General features: G+C 60.1%; 15 protein-coding genes. 2 read left to right on the top strand and 13 right to left on the bottom strand.

The window, feature by feature from the left end:
* Positions 1-32 precede the first annotated feature (32 nt).
* The 6 genes from acpP to FBY04_RS07845 all read right to left on the bottom strand — a co-directional run bounded on the left by acpP (position 33) and on the right by FBY04_RS07845 (position 4,023).
* Positions 33-269: an acyl carrier protein gene (gene acpP / locus FBY04_RS07870; protein ID WP_003442511.1), complete on the bottom strand. Its 237-nt coding sequence runs from the start codon at positions 267-269 to the stop codon at positions 33-35.
* Positions 270-460: 191 nt separating this feature from the next.
* Positions 461-1,204, bottom strand: a complete 744-nt coding sequence (gene fabG, locus FBY04_RS07865; RefSeq protein ID WP_007942004.1) for a 3-oxoacyl-ACP reductase FabG — start codon at positions 1,202-1,204, stop codon at positions 461-463.
* 16 nt (positions 1,205-1,220) lie between these two features.
* Complete coding sequence (fabD, locus tag FBY04_RS07860; RefSeq protein ID WP_084322980.1) at positions 1,221-2,159, bottom strand: ACP S-malonyltransferase; 939 nt, start codon at positions 2,157-2,159, stop codon at positions 1,221-1,223.
* Between the two features lie 125 nt (positions 2,160-2,284).
* Positions 2,285-3,295 (bottom strand): phosphate acyltransferase PlsX, encoded by a 1,011-nt coding sequence (plsX, locus tag FBY04_RS07855; RefSeq protein ID WP_084322979.1) that lies wholly within the window; start codon positions 3,293-3,295, stop codon positions 2,285-2,287.
* Between the two features lie 4 nt (positions 3,296-3,299).
* Positions 3,300-3,482: a 50S ribosomal protein L32 gene (gene rpmF / locus FBY04_RS07850; protein ID WP_003179396.1), complete on the bottom strand. Its 183-nt coding sequence runs from the start codon at positions 3,480-3,482 to the stop codon at positions 3,300-3,302.
* A gap of 13 nt (positions 3,483-3,495) precedes the next feature.
* The gene (locus FBY04_RS07845; RefSeq protein WP_017340114.1) at positions 3,496-4,023 is read right to left on the bottom strand and encodes a YceD family protein; all 528 of its coding nucleotides are present in this window, start codon (positions 4,021-4,023) and stop codon (positions 3,496-3,498) included.
* Between the two features lie 105 nt (positions 4,024-4,128).
* Here FBY04_RS07845 and FBY04_RS07840 point away from each other — a divergent pair, with 105 nt between their 5' ends.
* Positions 4,129-4,707, top strand: a complete 579-nt coding sequence (locus tag FBY04_RS07840; protein WP_145314909.1) for a nucleoside triphosphate pyrophosphatase — start codon at positions 4,129-4,131, stop codon at positions 4,705-4,707.
* A 140-nt stretch (positions 4,708-4,847) separates the two neighbouring features.
* Here FBY04_RS07840 and sppA read toward each other — a convergent pair whose 3' ends face one another.
* Genes sppA through rluC form a run of 3 tightly spaced genes read right to left on the bottom strand, consistent with a single transcriptional unit; the run spans position 4,848 to position 7,473 of the window.
* Positions 4,848-5,837: a signal peptide peptidase SppA gene (gene sppA, locus FBY04_RS07835; protein WP_084322977.1), complete on the bottom strand. Its 990-nt coding sequence runs from the start codon at positions 5,835-5,837 to the stop codon at positions 4,848-4,850.
* 24 nt (positions 5,838-5,861) lie between these two features.
* Positions 5,862-6,524, bottom strand: coding sequence for an HAD-IA family hydrolase (locus FBY04_RS07830; protein WP_084322976.1), 663 nt, complete (start codon positions 6,522-6,524; stop codon positions 5,862-5,864).
* Complete coding sequence (rluC, locus tag FBY04_RS07825) at positions 6,511-7,473, bottom strand: 23S rRNA pseudouridine(955/2504/2580) synthase RluC (RefSeq protein WP_084322975.1); 963 nt, start codon at positions 7,471-7,473, stop codon at positions 6,511-6,513. Before rluC ends, FBY04_RS07830 begins: the two co-directional genes overlap by 14 nt.
* A gap of 701 nt (positions 7,474-8,174) precedes the next feature.
* On the opposite strand from rluC, the gene rne reads away from it, so the two are divergent.
* Entirely contained in the window at positions 8,175-11,414 is a 3,240-nt protein-coding gene (gene rne / locus FBY04_RS07815) for a ribonuclease E (RefSeq protein ID WP_145314908.1), read from the top strand.
* Between the two features lie 185 nt (positions 11,415-11,599).
* Here rne and FBY04_RS07810 read toward each other — a convergent pair whose 3' ends face one another.
* From FBY04_RS07810 to FBY04_RS07795, 4 genes are read right to left on the bottom strand one after another with little or no spacing between them, the layout of a single operon-like run.
* Positions 11,600-12,190 carry an NTP transferase domain-containing protein gene (locus FBY04_RS07810; RefSeq protein ID WP_084323827.1) on the bottom strand — a complete coding sequence of 197 codons (591 nt, stop codon included), beginning with the start codon at positions 12,188-12,190 and terminating at the stop codon, positions 11,600-11,602.
* Positions 12,187-13,170, bottom strand: coding sequence for an XdhC family protein (locus tag FBY04_RS07805; protein ID WP_145314907.1), 984 nt, complete (start codon positions 13,168-13,170; stop codon positions 12,187-12,189). Before FBY04_RS07805 ends, FBY04_RS07810 begins: the two co-directional genes overlap by 4 nt.
* On the bottom strand, positions 13,170-15,491 hold the full coding sequence (locus FBY04_RS07800; protein WP_084323825.1) for a xanthine dehydrogenase family protein molybdopterin-binding subunit: 2,322 nt from the start codon (positions 15,489-15,491) through the stop codon (positions 13,170-13,172). The genes FBY04_RS07805 and FBY04_RS07800 overlap by 1 nt, the downstream gene beginning before the upstream one ends.
* Positions 15,488-15,958 (bottom strand): (2Fe-2S)-binding protein, encoded by a 471-nt coding sequence (locus FBY04_RS07795; RefSeq protein ID WP_145314906.1) that lies wholly within the window; start codon positions 15,956-15,958, stop codon positions 15,488-15,490. The genes FBY04_RS07800 and FBY04_RS07795 overlap by 4 nt, the downstream gene beginning before the upstream one ends.
* Between the last annotated feature and the right edge of the window lie 138 nt (positions 15,959-16,096).

The raw sequence follows: 16,096 nt of genomic DNA, 5'->3' as shown, positions 1-16,096 counted from the left end.
TTTCCATGACAGCAAGCAACGATTACAAGCTATTAAGCCTGGTGGTTAGTAACGTAATCGATTGCAGCTTGTACAGTAGTGATCTTCTCAGCTTCTTCGTCAGGGATTTCGGTCTCGAATTCCTCTTCCAGAGCCATCACCAGCTCAACGGTGTCAAGGGAGTCGGCACCCAGGTCTTCAACGAAGGAAGCAGTGTTGACCACTTCTTCTTCTTTAACGCCCAGTTGCTCGGCAACGATTTTCTTGACGCGCTCTTCGATGGTGCTCATACCTTGTTTTCACTCCTAATGGACAAATTCAGGCAGCTGGCCAGTGGGTAAGTGTATAGAAAGACTTTTCAGTTTTTCAACTGAAAGCTTCACTCCTCAAACCCTGCAGCCCTCTGCCTATAAATAGATTGCAGCTTTATAACGGATTTTAGACAGCTCGTATGACATTTTTTTGAAGCAATCCGTCACATTTAACTCATGTACATCCCGCCGTTCACCGGGATTGTAGCCCCAGTAACGTAAGCCGCACCGTCGGACGCAAGAAAAGCGACCACAGACGCGATCTCTTGAGCTTGCCCCAGACGGCCCAGCGGAATTTGCGTCTGCAAGGCTTCACGCTGTGCCTCGGGCAGTTCGCGGGTCATATCAGTGTCAATGAACCCAGGGGCCACCGAGTTTACCGTAATCGAACGCGAACCGACTTCACGCGCCAAGGCGCGACTGAAACCTTCCAGGCCTGCCTTGGCGGCAGCGTAGTTTACTTGGCCTGCGTTGCCCATGGCACCCACTACCGAGCCAATACTGATAATTCGTCCCCAACGGGCTTTGGTCATGCCGCGCAAAACGCCCTTGGACAGGCGGAACAGACTGTTCAGGTTGGTATCGACGACATCATGCCATTCGTCATCTTTCATGCGCATCATCAGGTTATCGCGGGTGATACCGGCATTGTTGACCAGGATCGCCGGCGCACCGAACTGCTCCTGGATGCTCGCCAGCACCGCCGCAACGGATTCGTCGCTGGTGACATTGAGTTCCAGGCCAGTGCCTTGAATACCGTTTTCCTTCAGGGTAGCGGCGATGCGCTCGGCGCCCGAAGCGGATGTCGCGGTACCCACAACGATGGCACCCTGACGACCCAGTTCCAGGGCGATGGCTTGGCCGATACCGCGGCTCGCACCGGTGACCAGTGCAACTTTACCTTGCAGACTCATGCAAGCTTCTCCTGATTCAGGCCAGCGCTGCGCGGGCGGCAGCAAAGGCGTCTGGGGTATTGAGGTTGGATGTCGACACGCCTTCGGCGCAGCGTTTGTTCAAGCCGGCCAGCACCTTGCCAGGACCGCATTCGACCAGTTGGGTCGCGCCCTTGGCAGCCAATGCCTGGACCGACTCGACCCAGCGCACAGGCTTGTAGAGCTGTTCAAGCAGATCGCGCTTGAGGGTTTCGAGATCGGCCGGCACGTTCGCGCTGACGTTCTGTACCACAGGAATCTGTGGTTCCTGCCAGTCGATCGCAGCGATCGACTCGGCAAAACGTTCGGCCGCCGGACGCATCAGCTCGCAGTGAGACGGCACGCTGACCGGCAACGGCATGGCGCGCTTGGCACCACGCGCCTTGCAACCTTCGATGGCGCGTTCGACCGCAGCCTTGGCACCGGCGATAACCACCTGGCCTGGCGAGTTGAAATTCACCGCGCTGACCACTTCGCCTTGCGCCGCTTCGGCGCAGGCTGCCAGTACGTCAGCATCGTCCAGGCCGAGGATGGCAGCCATGCCGCCCTGCCCGGCCGGAACCGCTTCCTGCATCAGCTGGCCACGACGCTCTACCAGCTTCACCGCGTCGCCCAGACTCAGGCTGCCCGCAGCGACCAGGGCGCTGTATTCGCCCAGGCTATGACCGGCAACATAAGCCGGACGCGCGCCGCCTTCAGCCAGCCACAGCCGCCACAAGGCGATCGAGGCGGTCAGAATCGCCGGCTGGGTTTTATCGGTTTGATTGAGCTGCTCTTCCGGCCCCTGCTGGGTCAGTGCCCACAGGTCGTAACCGAGAGCGGCGGATGCTTCTTTGAATGTTTCGAGGACCACCGGATGTTGCGCGCCCAACTCGGCCAGCATGCCGAGGGACTGCGAACCCTGTCCTGGAAAGACGAATGCGAGGGAAGCAGACATGTAACAAGCCCCTAATGATCTTGTCGTCGGAGAATTGACGTCCCGCTAGAGGGACACAAGAAACTGACAGTTGGATGGCAAATTGAACTGAGCGGTCACATTTAAGCATTGTCCGACGAAAACGCCTAAAGCAACAAATCCTCCAGGCGACCGTGAATCCGTTCCGGCAGGTTTTCCTGAATTTCGATCAAGGCTCGCGAGATGGCGCTCTGGAAACCCTGAACCCCTGCAGAACCGTGACTTTTCACCACAATTCCCTGCAAACCCAGGAAGCTTGCCCCGTTATGCCGCGCGGGCGCCAGGTCCGCTTGCAGGCGTTTCATCAGCGGCAGCGCCATTGCGCCGATTACTTTTGATGCAAAGTTTTTTTTGAACAGGGCTTCGATGCGCCCCGAGATCATGGTCGCCAACCCTTCGCTCGATTTGAGCAGGATATTGCCAACGAAGCCGTCGCACACAACCACATCCGCCTCGCCCCGGTACAAGCCGTCACCTTCGACAAAACCGATGTAATTGATGCCGCGAGCACTTTGCAACAACGTCGCCGCCAGCTTGACCTGCTGATTGCCCTTGATGTCTTCGGTGCCGATGTTCAGCAACGCAACACGTGGGCGAACGATACCAAGGGTTTCTGCAGCGACCGAGCCCATCACCGCGAACTGCAGGAGATGCTCGGCACTGCAGTCGACATTGGCGCCCAGATCGAGCAACTGACAAAAGCCCTTCTGCGTAGGAATCGCCGCGACCATGGCCGGCCGATCAATGCCCGGCAAGGTCTTGAGCACAAACCGCGACAACGCCATCAGCGCACCGGTATTGCCAGCGCTGACACAGGCCTGAACCTTGCCGTCACGCAGCAACTCGAGCGCCACGCGCATTGACGAATCGGGTTTGCCGCGCAAAGCCTGGGCAGGCTTTTCGTCCATGGTGATGACTTCGGATGCCGGTGCAATCGACAGGCGCGAGCGATCCACAGCCGATTGGCCAGCGATCAATTCTTCAAGAAGGGAGGGTTGACCGACAAGGGTCAGGTGTAGCGAGGGCGTAGCATTCAGACAAGCAAGGCTGGCCTGAACAATGCTGCGGGGACCGAAGTCCCCGCCCATTGCGTCAATCGCGATGACTTGAGCGGACAAGTGATTACTCGTCAGCGCCCTTGTCGATCACTTTACGGCCACGGTATACGCCTTCTGGCGATACGTGGTGACGCAGGTGAACTTCACCGGTGGTTTTTTCTACAGACAGGGTGCTAGCCTCGAGAGCGTCGTGCGAACGACGCATGTCACGGGCAGAGCGGGATTTTTTGTTCTGCTGAACAGCCATAATTGATTAACTCCTAAACGTTTGGGTCACGCTTTAACTGCGCCAATACACTGAACGGGTTGGACCGCGTTACCTCGTCCTCGCTCGGTTCGGCCTCTTCGAGACCCCCCGGCTGCTGGCATTCTTCCGGATGATGAGCAGGCACAATGGGCAAGGCGAGCAGAAGCTCCTCCTCGATCAGTGACTGCAGATCCAATGGATCTTCGCCCAGTTCCAGCACGTCATAACCTTTCGGCAACGACTGGGTATTCGCACCCTCCTTCACCACAGCATAACTGCATTCGCTATGGATCGGCAGGGTGACCAGCTCAAGACAACGCTGGCAAACCATTTTGACTTCGGTGTCGATAAAGCTGTGGATTACCACAGACTTACGTTCATCTCGTTCAAAAACGAATTTAGCCTGCACCGTACCGACAGTGTCGGAAAGCGGGTCGCAGAGTCTCTCCAAATCGGCCAGCAGCAGTTCACCTTGAAGGGTGGTGCCACGGTCAGCCAATTTGCGCGGGTCAACGTGAGGTGGAATCGGGTCATTCAACATAGGCGCAGCATTATAGGGATGCACCCGGCCATGTCAAAGGAAATTCAGCCCTGTCCGTCACCTGGAAGCCTCGCTAGAATTCGCGCCTGTCTTCTGGAGATGCGCATGCTGCCTTTATTACTCGCTTCAAGCTCGGTGTATCGCCGGGAATTACTGGCCCGCTTGCAGCTGCCATTCACCTGCAGCTCGCCGGATATCGATGAAAGTCATCGGCCGAATGAAGCCGCCGTCGAACTGGTCAAGCGCCTCGCCGAAGAAAAAGCCCGGGCTCTTGCCGGCAGCCACCCCGCCCATCTGATTATCGGCTCCGATCAGGTCGCGGTGCTCGGCGAGCGCATTATCGGCAAACCCCATACCTTCGAAAAGGCTCGCGAGCAGTTGCTGGCATCAAGCGGCGCAAGCGTAACCTTTCTGACCGGCCTGGCCCTGCTCAATAGCCAGACCGGACGCTGCCAGGTCGACTGCGTGCCATTCACCGTGCACATGCGCACACTCGACACCGCGCGCATCGAACGCTACCTGCACACCGAACAGCCCTACGATTGCGCTGGGAGCTTCAAGGCCGAAGGTTTGGGGGTGAGCCTGTTTCAAAGCACCGAAGGTCCAGACGCCACCAGCCTGATCGGCCTGCCGCTGATTCGCCTGACCGACATGCTGCTCGCTGAAGGCGTGCAAATACCCTGACGCTGTAGGAGCCGGCTTGCTGGCGATGGCGGCGAATCTGATGCACCACACAGCCCGCATCGTCAGCAAGCCGGCTCCTACAGGATGTGAGCGCAAAAAAAACCGGCCACTGGGGCCGGTTTTTTTATGTAGCCGGAAGATCAGCGCAGCGACGGACCGTGAAAGCCCATCCACATCGCCAACTGCTCAGCCACGGCGGCACCAAGCTTCTTCGAGAAGCGATCGAACGGCGATTCCTGAACAGTGAAGTCCACGAGTTCCTTCTCGCCAATCACGTCACGCGCCACCGAACTGGCATTACCCAGACCATCGATCAGCCCCAAGGGCAGCGCCTGCTCACCGGACCAGACCAACCCGGAGAACAGCTCCGGATGCTCCTTGTCCTTGAGGCGATCGCCACGCCCCTTCTTGACGCTGTTGATGAACTGCTGGTGCGTCGTATCGAGTACGCCCTGCCAGAACCGAGTCTCCTCAGGCTTTTGCGGCTGGAACGGATCAAGGAACGACTTGTGCTCGCCGGACGTGTAAGTGCGACGCTCGACACCCAGTTTTTCCATGGTGCCGACAAACCCGTAACCCGCCGCCGTCACACCGATGGAACCCACCAGACTCGCCTTGTCGGCGTAGATCTGATCCGCCGCACTGGCAATGTAGTAAGCACCGGACGCACCCAGATCGGAGATCACCGCATAAACCTTGGTGTCCGGGTGCAAGCCACGCAACCGGCGGATTTCGTCATAAACGTAACCCGACTGCACCGGACTGCCGCCCGGACTGTTGATGCGCAGAATCACGCCCTTGACCTTTTCATCCTCGAAAGCCGCACGCAGACTGCCGACGATGTTGTCAGCGCTGGCAGGCTCCTTGTCGGCGATCATGCCCGTCACGTCGATCAGCGCGGTGTAATTGGCGCTGCGGGTGGCGGCTTTTTCCATGTCCATCAGCGGCGTGAACAGGACCAGCGCGCCAAACAGATACACAAAGGTCAGCAGCTTGAAGAAAATCCCCCAGCGCCGCGACCGGCGTTGTTCCTGCACACTGGCCAGCAGGGTCTTCTCCAATAGCTTCCAGCTCTTCTCGTCACCGCTCTCTGCGCTCGCCTTGGCGGGTGCCTTCCATTCGTCGGTCATGACATCTACCCCAGCAAAAATCCATTAGGCCCGCTGATTCAGCCAGGCATGCAATTCTGAAAAACGATCGATGGCCAATGCAGGCTCGAACAGCTTCAGCGCTTCGATCGATTGCGCGCCATAACTGACCGCCACCGAGTCCATGCCGGCATTGCGCGCCATCTGCAGGTCGAAGGACGAATCGCCGACCATCAACGCTTGCTCCGGGCGAACCTCGCAATGGGCGAGGATCTGCTCAAGCATCAGCGGATGGGGCTTGCTGGCGGTTTCGTCGGCCGCACGGGTGATATCGAAATAATCTTCCCAACCATGCGCCTTCAACACGCGATCCAGCCCGCGACGTGCCTTGCCGGTCGCAACCGCCAAGTGATAACCCTCGGCGCGAAACGCCTCCATCGACTCGACTACCCCTTCAAACAACGGCGAAGGTACGGCTTCCGAAGCGATGTAGTGGTCGGCATAGTGCTCACGGAACGCCACCAATTCGTTGTCACCGATTTCCGGATACAACGTACGAATGGCCTCCGGAAGGCCCAGGCCGATGATGCCTTTGACAGCAAAATCATCGCGCAACTGGAAGCCGGAACGCTCGGACGCAACGTGCATCGCCTCGACAATCCGACCAATGGAGTCGGCGAGAGTGCCGTCCCAATCGAAAATCAGCAGCTTGTAATCAGAGGGGTGCACTCAGGCGCTCCACGGTTTTGGCCCACATGTCGTCAACGGGCGCCTGCAACTTCAGCTCGCTGCCATCGGGCAACGGCACGGTCAGCATGTAGGCATGCAGAAACAGGCGCTTGCCGCCCAGATCGCGGATTTCCTTGCTGAAATCGTCGTCGCCGTACTTGGTATCGCCAGCGATGCAATGTCCGGCGTGCAGGGTGTGAACGCGGATCTGGTGAGTGCGGCCAGTGATCGGTTTGGCTTCGATCAGGGTGGCAAAGTCGCCGAATCGACGCAGGACCTTGAACACGGTCACGGATTCCTTGCCCTCCTCCTCATCGACTTCGACCATGCGCTCGCCGGAGCGCAGGTTGCTCTTGCCGAGCGACGCACGAACCTGCTTGATCGAGGCCGCCCAGTTACCGCGGACCAGCGCCATATAGCGCTTATCGACGCCATCGCCGCGCAATGCCGTGTGCAAGTGACGCAGCATGCTGCGCTTCTTGGCGATCATCAGCAGGCCGGAGGTGTCACGGTCGAGACGGTGAACCAGTTCGAGCTCCTTGCAGTCGGGGCGCAACTGACGAAAGGCTTCGATCACGCCGTAAGTCAGGCCGCTGCCACCGTGAACAGCGATGCCGCAAGGCTTGTTGATCACGATCAGCGCTTTGTCCTCAAAGACAATCGAGGCTTCGAGGCGTTGCAGCAGACCCTGGGCCAGCGGCACCGGCTCGTCGCGCTCCGGCACGCGAACCGGCGGCACGCGCACGATATCGCCCGCCTGCAGCTTGTATTCGGGCTTGATCCGACCTTTGTTCACCCGCACTTCGCCCTTGCGCAAAATGCGGTAAATCAAGGTCTTGGGCACGCCTTTGAGCCGAGCGAGAAGGAAGTTATCAATACGTTGGCCGGCATATTCCGGCGAGACCTCAAGCAGTTGTACGGCTGGGGTCGAGGGGGCAGTAGTCGTCATGGCGCGGATGATATCAATTTTTTATGGAATTGAAGCACTTAATCATTACTGCTATAGTCGCGAACGCCGCCAAAAGCGGCCTGGACAGCGGACAAACGGTCAAAAACCGGCCCTGACCAATGCAATTCACCAGGACGCGAGGCCGTCCTACGGGGCTTTCGCTACGTAACGGTGGAGTTTGCAGGTGTAACGAGCGCAGGTGACATAAGGCCTGAATCACGCCGCAAAGCAGAGCTTTCACTCGCTTCGCGAGCCAATATTCACGGCCAGTTCACAAAGTGCAGTCAGCTGCGAATGACCCCGAGCGGACGCTTCGGAAACAACGCCTAAATTAGCCATGATGCGTGACCTCCCCTTTCGGAGCTCACGGTAAATGCCAACCCGCTGCGGATTCTGCGCGCGGCAGCACCCGAATTATCAGGGATACGTGTAGGGTGGAGATGCACAACCGCTGGACTGTGTAGCAATAGGCTTTATCAAGACGCTTCATCTCGTCCACAGCCGCCGGTTGATTCCTCCTCCTGACTGAGTGCTTAAGTAGCCACAGCAAGCAGGACGCGTACGTCGCGACGAAGGCCCACATTGGCCGGACTTCGCTGGACACGGGAATGGCCAACCACTCCCGACGCACCTGACACCGACCATGAGAAGTCGTGTGTGCCGAACGCCGTTTCCGGCAGCCCGGAAACCGACGGTACTACATGAAAAGAATGCTGATTAACGCAACTCAACCCGAAGAGTTGCGTGTTGCACTGGTAGATGGCCAACGCCTCTACGACCTGGACATCGAATCCGGTGCACGCGAGCAGAAGAAGGCCAACATCTATAAAGGCCGGATTACTCGCATCGAACCAAGCCTTGAGGCTGCCTTTGTCGATTTCGGCTCCGAGCGCCACGGCTTCCTGCCCCTCAAAGAAATCTCCCGCGAATACTTCAAGAAAGCGCCTGAAGGCCGCGTCAACATCAAGGACGTCCTGAGCGAAGGCCAGGAAGTCATCGTTCAGGTCGAAAAAGAAGAACGTGGCAACAAGGGCGCCGCCCTGACCACTTTCATCAGCCTGGCCGGTCGTTATCTGGTACTGATGCCGAACAACCCGCGTGCCGGCGGTATCTCCCGTCGCATCGAAGGTGAAGAGCGCAACGAACTGCGTGAAGCCCTGAATGGTCTGGTTGCCCCGGCCGACATGGGTCTGATCGTGCGCACTGCCGGCCTGGGCCGCAGCAGCGAAGAAATGCAGTGGGACCTCGATTACCTGCTGCAACTCTGGACCGCCATCAAAGAAGCCTCGCTGGATCGCTCCGCACCATTCCTGATCTACCAGGAAAGCAACGTGATCATCCGCGCCATCCGCGATTACCTGCGCCAGGACATCGGCGAAGTGCTGATCGACAGCGTTGAAGCCCAGGACGAAGCCCTGACCTTCATCCGCCAGGTGATGCCGCAGTACGCCAGCAAGATCAAGCTGTACGAAGACAGCGTTCCGCTGTTCAACCGTTTCCAGATCGAAAGCCAGATCGAGACCGCTTTCCAGCGCGTCGTTGAACTGCCTTCCGGCGGCTCCATCGTTATCGATCCGACCGAAGCCCTGGTGTCCATCGACATCAACTCGGCGCGCGCCACCAAAGGCAGCGACATCGAAGAAACCGCCCTGCAGACCAACCTTGAAGCCGCCGAAGAAATCGCCCGTCAGTTGCGCTTGCGCGACATCGGCGGCCTGATCGTCATCGACTTCATCGACATGACCCCTGCCAAGAACCAGCGCGCCGTGGAAGAGAAAGTCCGCGAATGCCTGGAAGCCGACCGCGCTCGCGTGCAAGTCGGTCGCATCTCGCGCTTCGGCCTGCTGGAAATGTCCCGTCAACGCCTGCGTCCATCGCTCGGCGAAAGCAGCGGCATCGTTTGCCCGCGTTGCAACGGCACCGGCATCATCCGTGACGTTGAATCGCTGTCGCTGGCGATCCTGCGCCTGATCGAAGAAGAAGCCCTGAAAGACCGCACCGCCGAAGTTCGCGCACAAGTGCCTATTCCGGTTGCAGCCTTCCTGCTCAACGAAAAACGCAACTCGATCACCAAGATCGAACTGCGCACCCGTGCCCGCATCGTCATTCTGCCGAACGATCACCTCGAAACGCCGCACTTCGAAGTTCAGCGTCTGCGTGATGACAGCCCGGAAGCCAGCATCAACCAGTCCAGCTACGAAATCGCTGCTGCCGCTGCCGAAGTCGAAGAAGTCCAGCCAGCCGCTGCGACCCGCACCCTGGTTCGCCAGGAAGCCGCGGTCAAGACTGCACCGGCCCGCGCCAACGCTCCGGTTCCGACCGAAGTCGTCGCTGCCGCACCTGTTGCCGCACCGGCCGCCGCGCCAGAACCAAGCCTGTTCAAAGGCCTGGTGAAATCGCTGGTCAGCCTGTTCGCGACCAAAGAAGAGCCTGCCGCTCCGGTTGTGGTTGAAAAACCGGCGACCACCGAGCGTCCGGCCCGCAACGAAGAGCGTCGCAACGGTCGCCAGCAGAGCCGCAACCGCAACGGTCGCCGCGATGAAGAGCGCAAGCCTCGTGAGGAACGTGCACCGCGTGAAGAACGCGCACCACGTGAGCCACGCGAAGCCCGCGAAGAAACCCCGGCAGTCGCTCGCGAAGAACGCGCTCCACGTGAAGAGCGCGCACCGCGTGCCCCTCGTGAAGAACGTGCACCGCGCGCACCTCGCGAAGATCGCAAGCCACGCGGCGAGCGTGAAGAGCGGGTTCGTGAACTGCGTGAACCGCTGGACGCCACTGCTCCGGCTGCTGCTGCAACCGCTGAAGAGCGTCCAGCCCGTCAACCACGTGAAGAGCGTGCTCCGCGTCCTCCGCGTGAAGAGCGTCAACCACGTGCAGAGCAAGCCGCTGCCGCTGTTGCCGAAGAAGAACTGACCGGCAACGAAGAGCAACTGCAGGAAGAGGGTCAGGAAGGCGCCGAAGGCGATCGTCCACGCCGCCGCTCCCGTGGCCAGCGTCGTCGCAGCAACCGTCGCGAGCGTCAACGCGATGCCAACGGCAACGTGATCGAAGGTTCGGAAGAATCGGAATCCGCCGAAGGTAGCGAAGCTGGCGAAAGCCGCGAAGCGCCAAGCGCTGCCGATCTGGCCGCCGGCCTGGCTGTCACCGCAGCCGTTGCCAGCAGCGTGATCAGCGCTCCGGCCGAAGCACAAGCCAACGAGCAAGCCGAACGCGCCACTGCTGCCACACTGGAAACTGCTCCGGAAGCGCCAGTCGTTGAAGCAACTACACCTGTAGAAGCAACTTCCGCTCCGGAAATCGAAGTGGCACAGGCTCAAGAAGCACAGCCTCAGGTTGAAGCTGCCGCTGAACCGGCCTTCGCTGCTCAAGCGCCTGCCGTGGTTGCAGAACCGGTTGTTGAAACCGTTGCTGAAACCGTGACCGAAACGGTTCGTGAAGTTCGCGAAGAGCAAACCGCGTTCAACTGGGTTGCCGAGCCAGCTGTTGCCGAAACGCCAGCTCCAGCTCCAGCGCCAGTCGCTGAGAGCGAAACGACTGAAGCCATGGTTTCCGAGCCAGTAGTGGCTGCCGCCGAACCTGCTCCAGTGGTTGAAGCGCCGGTTGTCGCTGAAGTGGCTGCAACCGCCGTTGAAGCCGCTCCTGTCAGCGCCCTGACACCAAGTGGCCGCGCGCCGAACGACCCGCGTGAAGTGCGTCGTCGCAAGCGTGAAGAAGAGCGCCTGCAGAAGGAAGCCGAACTGGCTGCCGCTGCGGCTCCGGTCGCTGTCGAAGTGGCACCGGTTGTGGCTGAAGTCGTCGAGGCTGCTCCTGCCCCGGTTGCTGAAGTCACTGCCGAGCCAGTTGAATCCGTGATCGACGAAGCACCGCGCTCCGTTCAGGAAGCGGTAGAGCAACACGAGCAAGCCCTGGAAAAAGAGCACGAGCCTAAACCCCTCGTCTGATTCCATCGGCCACTAAAAAGCCCCGCCTGGTAATCCAGGCGGGGCTTTTTTTATGTCTTGAATATCACCAAGAACGAATGTGGGAGCGGGCTTGCTCGCGAATGCGGTGGATCAGCGTGCATCAATGTTGAATGTTGAACCGGATTCGCGAGCAAGCCCGCTCCCACATTTGAGCTGCGCCACGCCTACTTGAAGACCAACGCAGCGGGCACATCCACATCCCACAACACCCCGGGATCGTCCACCGCGACCTCGACCATCCTCGCCGACGCAAACAATGGCTTGGCCCCGTGATCTCCGGACAACGCCATCAATCCCGGTCCAAACGAACGCCCAAAACCCACTGGGTGCCCATACTTCCCTTGATGTACCGGCACACTGACAGAGTCATCAGCAACCCCCGCTACCACCCGCTCAATACTCGACGGCAAAATAAACGGCATATCCCCCAACACAATCAACCACCCACCGAGCTGCGGGCACACCGCCACCCCAGCCGCGATGCTGTCACCCATGCCGGTCGATTCGATCAGCACAATCTCGAAACCATACGCCTGAGCCATACGAGCCACTTGTGGGCGATCTTCAGTCGTCACCAGCACGCGCTTCGTCAAAGTGGCCGGCAAACTGACCAGCACCTGCTCGATCACCGAATGAACGGCGCCATCGCGTCCCGTACAGTCCGCCAACAACTTATCCTTATCGGCTCCCGCCACCTGCCGAAACCGGTTGCCCTGCCCCGCTGCCAACACGATGACGCCAATGGGCTCACTCATGCCTCCTCCCGCAACGGCTTCTTCTGTTTCAGCTCGACGCCGTTCTTGATCGCCACGATTTCAGCCAGCAGCGACAAGGCGATTTCCGCCGGGGAATGGCTGCCGATGTGCAGGCCGATCGGCCCATGCAAGCGCTCGATGGCCTCTTGCGACAAGCCTAGCTGAGCCAGGTTATCCCGGCGCTTCAGGCTGTTGACCCGCGAGCCCAGCGCACCGACATAAAAGGCCCGGGAATCGAGGGCCGTGAGCAGCGCCATGTCATCCAGGCGCGGATCGTGGGTCAGCGCGACGATGGCCGTTCGTTCGTCGGTCTGGATGTTCAACACCGCTTCGTCCGGCATGCCCGGGACAAAGCGACCGTGCTGCTCTTCCCAGCCGTAGACAAATTCGGTGCGTGGATCGCAGATCAGCACTTCGAAATCCAGCAATCGCGCCATCTCGGCGACATACCGGGACAGTTGCCCCGCACCGATCAGCAACAACCGCCAGCGCGGACCGTAGATCGCACGCAACGTGTGACCGTCGAAACTCAGCACATCGCTCTTGTTCGCCGGCTGTAACACCACCTCGCCGGTCGCAATATCCAGCGAGCGCGCGACGATTTCATGGCCTTCGCAACGCGCCAGCAATTCGGCGACCCAGGCCGGGTCACCGACGCGCTCCTCGGTCAGGCGCAAAGTGCCGCCGCACGGCAAACCGAAGCGTGCGGCCTCCTCGCGGGTAACGCCGTACGTGATCAGTTGCACCGGCGGACCGTCAGCCGGGATGCGGCCATCGTGCAGCCGGGCAATCAAGTCATCCTCGACACAACCGCCGGATACCGAACCGATCACCACGCCGTCTTCACGCAAGGCCAACATGGCGCCAGGTGCCCGGGGCGCGGTGCCCCAGGTCTGGACCACGCTGTACAACACCACCCGCTGACCGGCGCGACGCCATTCCAGCACGCTGCGCAGGACGTTCAGATCGACGCTGTCCATCAGGCTTCAGCCTTCTGCCAACCCTGCAACTGATAGCGAACCGGCAGGTTGCGGATACGTTTGCCGGTGGCGGCAAAGATGGCATTGCACAGCGCGGGTGCTATCGGCGGCACGCCCGGTTCACCGACGCCGCCCAGCGGCACGCTGCCCGGTGGCGTCACCAGATGCACGGCAACTTCCTTCGGCGCCAGGGACATGCGCGCCACTTCGTACATGTGGAAGTTGTCCTGCTGGACCTTGCCGTCCTTGAAGCTGATTTCCCCCAGTACCGCGTTGCCCAGGCCCATCACGCAGGCACCCTCGAACTGCGAGCGAATCCGCTCCGGGTTGATCTGCGGACCGCAATCCACTGCAATATCGGCCTTGTGCACGATCAATGTGCCATCGTCTTTGACTTCGACCTCGATCACCGCCGCCACATAGGTGACGAAGCTGTAGTGCACCGCCAGTCCCAAGCCTCGGCCCTTGGGCAGATCACGCCCCCAACCCGCCGCTTTGGCAGCGGTTTCCAGCACCGTGCGCATCCGCCCGGTGTCGATCGGATAGCGCTCGGGCGACTCGCCGTAGTTCCACTCTTCACTCAAGGTGCGCGGATCGATCTGACGATCCGGGCCGAGCAACTTGATCTGGTACTTCAGCGGATCTTCGCCGGCCTTGTGCGCCAGTTCATCGACAAAGCTCTGGATCGCAAAGCCGTGGGGAATGTTCGACACCGAGCGATACCAGCCGACCCGCGTATGAATCGCCGCTTCCGGGTTCTCCAGGCGCACGTTAGGAATCGCGTAGGCCATGTTGGTGAAACCCATGCCCAACTCGAAGGCCGCCTCGTGGTTCATGCCCGGTGCGAACAGCGCGGTGATACTCGGTGCCACCGTGCGGTGCAGCCAGCCGGACGGCAGGCCGTCCTTGTTCAATCCGGCTTTCAGGTATTCGGCCGACACGGTGTGGAAGTAGGAGCAATGGATGTCGTCTTCACGCGTCCACTGCACCCGCACCGCCTTGCCGGGGAATTCCTTGGCGAGGATCGCCGCTTCGATGATGAAGTCCGGCTTGGACTTGCGACCGAAACCGCCGCCGAGCAGGGTGACGTTAAAGGTGACGTTATCGAACGGAATGCCCAGGCGTTCGCCGATCCGTTCACGGGTGACTTGCGGCGCCTGGCTCGGGGCCCAGGCTTCGCACACACCCTCCTTGAAACGGGCGATGGCGACCATCGGTTCCATCGGCGATTGCGCCAGGTGCGGCAGATAGTAGGAGGCTTCGAGGGTGCTGCTGGCGCTGCTCATGGCCTCGTCAATATTGCCGGTGTTGCGTACGACTTTGCCGGGTTTGAGCGACGCGGCTTCAATTTCCTTGCGGTAGGCGATCGAGTCGTAACTGGCATTGGGGCCGTCGTCCCATTCGATTTTCAGCGCGTCGCGGCCCTTGATTGCCGCCCAGGTGTTGCTGGCTACCACGGCCACGCCGCCCAACGGCTGAAACTCCGAGGGCAGCGGACGGCCTTCGATCCGGATGACTTTGATCACCCCCGGGACTTTCAGCGCGGCGCTGTCATCCACGGATTTGACCTTGCCGCCGTACACCGCCGGACGCGCGATGGTGGCGTAAAGCATGCCGTCGAAATGCACGTCGGCGCCGTAGATGGCGCGACCGTTAACGATGTCCGCACCGTCGATGGCTTTGGTGCCTTCCTTGCCGATATAGCGGAACTCTGAAGGCTCCTTGAGCCGCACACTGTCGCGCGCCGGCACCGCCAACGCACCGGCAGCCGCGGCCAACGCGCCGTAGCCCAGCTCTCGCCCGGTCGGTTTATGGATGACTTTGTGCAGTTGTGCATGGCATTCGTCGACCGGGACTTTCCACTGCTCGGCGGCCGCTTGTTCAAGCATGGTCCGCGCGGCAGCGCCGCAACGGCGCATCGGTTCGTACCAGTGGCGCATGCTGCGCGAACCGTCGGTGTCCTGGTTGCCGAAACGCACCTCGTCACCCGGCGCCTGTTGCACTTTTACCAGCGCCCAGTCGGCGTCCAGCTCATCGGCCACCACCATGGTCAAACTGGTCCGAACGCCCTGGCCCATTTCCGAACGGTTGCAGACCACCGTCACCGTGCCATCAGCCGCGATACTGACGTAAACCTTCGGATCATCGATCCAGCCGTTGGGCATGCCGTCAGCGCCGAATTTCTTTTCTTTCTCGGCAGCAAAAGCGTCCTGCCAGCCCCAACTCGCAGCAATGACCAGCGCACTGGTGGCACCGACGCCTTTGAGGAAACCACGGCGACTGAGGTTGCTCAGGGCGAAATCATTCGGTAACTGGCTCATGCCTTGGCCTCCTTCAGGTGGCTGGATGCCTGGCGGATGGCGGTCTTGATGCGGTTGTAAGTGCCGCAACGGCAGATATTGCCGACCATCGCCTCTTCGATCTGTTCGTCACTCGGGTTCGGGTTGGTCTTGAGCAGCGCAGTGGCGGACATGATCTGCCCGCCCTGGCAGTAACCGCACTGGGCGACGGCGGTGTCGAGCCAGGCTTGCTGGACGATTTGCCCGACGGGATCGGCGTGCAGGTTGTCGATGGTGGTGACGTTCTGACCGATCACCGAACCGATTGGCGTGATGCAGCTGCGCGCCGGGGCGCCTTCGATATGAATGGTGCAGGCGCCGCACAGGCCCATGCCGCAGCCGAATTTGGTGCCGTTATAACCGGCCACGTCGCGGATAGCCCAGAGCAGCGGCATGTCCTCGGTGACATCGAGTTGATGGTCTTGGCCATTAAGTTTCAGGGTAATCATGGGCACGCCCGCATATGTCTGGAGGTTATGGGGTCGAGCAATCTGCCGCTGGGGACTAGCGGTTGGCATCACGCAGATCGACTCAGGCTAATTGAGGCTCTCTTATGCGAACAGGAACGTCTGCATCGGGCCTTTGGT

The sequence above is a fragment of the Pseudomonas sp. SJZ080 genome (assembly GCF_007828295.1).
GTDB lineage: Bacteria > Pseudomonadota > Gammaproteobacteria > Pseudomonadales > Pseudomonadaceae > Aquipseudomonas > Aquipseudomonas migulae_A.
The sequence above is the reverse complement of the archived record's forward strand: the minus strand, read 5'-3'. Positions and strand labels throughout refer to the sequence as shown.